This is a genomic window from Roseburia sp. AF42-8, assembly GCF_003435965.1.
In the GTDB taxonomy this organism is placed as follows: domain Bacteria; phylum Bacillota; class Clostridia; order Lachnospirales; family Lachnospiraceae; genus Roseburia_C; species Roseburia_C amylophila.
This window is the reverse complement of sequence record NZ_QTVB01000137.1, coordinates 1-835: the sequence shown is the minus strand read 5'-3', so window position 1 is coordinate 835 and position 835 is coordinate 1. Positions and strand designations below refer to the sequence as shown.

1 protein-coding gene is annotated in these 835 nt (G+C 31.3%); it reads right to left on the bottom strand.

What is annotated here, in order from left to right:
• Positions 1 to 835 (bottom strand): rhamnan synthesis F family protein (locus DW059_RS15675; RefSeq protein ID WP_147326085.1); only part of this gene is annotated, 835 nt, incomplete at both ends.

Sequence of the window (835 nt, the reverse complement as noted above, 5' to 3'; positions counted from 1 at the left end):
TCCAGAACACACACACATAAATTTCTCACATGGATCAAAGCGAATATATTTTATATTTTGAGGAACTTTAATTTTAAAAGAAAGCTCCTCTTTCTTTCCAATTTTTAAAATATATTTTATCTTTTTAACCTTCGATACTTCAAAGCCATCTCCGAAGTCATAATAGATTTCACTCTCAAGCTGCATAATTGGTGGAAAACCCTGTAATTTGTTTTCATTAAACGCTTCATATCCATACTGATTATTAATTAGCAAATCCTCTTTCATTATATATGCTGGCAAAAAACCTTTATTTTGCATATATATAGACATCAGATAAAATATTCCCTGTGCATCGAGGTCCCCACACCTTACTGTTTCTATTCCACGAATTGCCTCTGTTTTTATAATTGCAAAGCCATCTTCTGATATTACAGGCGATTTGTCCCTGGATAAAACTATTCGAATGTCATTTTTATCCGCTATTTCCTTTATATCGGAATAATAGTCCTGCCAATTATCATAATGCCCCATATTATGAGCTTTTATATAATCCACATATGGAACAAGCATCCCCTCTATTCTGGAGTTTTCCAACAATTTTAATGACTTTTCAAGTTGTTCCCTACTACCAAGAATATTCTGTAAATAATACAACTGGCGCTGTAACAATACGCTTTTTAATTCTGTAGTACTTTTTTTCAATGGATTTATTATAACAATATAATCAAAGTCATCGTAATTTGCCTTCACATTCATTCCTAAATGCAACAAGGAATTTGACTTTTCATTGCATTGAAATACTTCCAAATCATCTTCAAACTCGTTGCATATTTTCCATATTATTTCTTTATAT